1 pseudogene is annotated in these 367 nt (G+C 67.6%); it reads left to right on the top strand.

Annotation, left to right across the window (positions count from 1 at the left end):
* A pseudogene (locus TN53_RS42995) lies at positions 1-367 on the top strand (cation:proton antiporter); the annotation flags it as partial.

Genomic DNA, 367 nt, shown 5'->3' with positions numbered 1-367 from the left:
CGTCTCCGGTAAGACCACCGTCGCCCTCTCCCTGGGACCCACCCCCCTCGCCCTGTTCCCCGGGTGCCTCCCCGCCCGGCTCTTCCCCGCCGAGATACGCCCCCATCTGGGCGTCGTCTCCCAGGTGGGCCTGCTCCTGTTCATGTTCATCATCGGCTGGGAGTTCAACGGCGGCGCCCTCAAAGGCCGCTTCCGCTCCACCGGCACCATCTGGATCAGCTCACTGGCACTGCCCATGGCGCTCGGCGTCGGGCTCGCCTGGCTGATCTACGGCTCGCACGACGTGGTCAACGGAAAGACCGTGCCGTTCACCGAGTTCGCGCTCTATCTCGGCGTCGCGATGTCCATCACCGCCTTCCCGGTACTG

The sequence above is a fragment of the Streptomyces sp. WM6386 genome (assembly GCF_000972385.1).
Classification (GTDB): Bacteria; Actinomycetota; Actinomycetes; order Streptomycetales; family Streptomycetaceae; genus Streptomyces.
The sequence above is the reverse complement of the archived record's forward strand: the minus strand, read 5'-3'. Positions and strand labels throughout refer to the sequence as shown.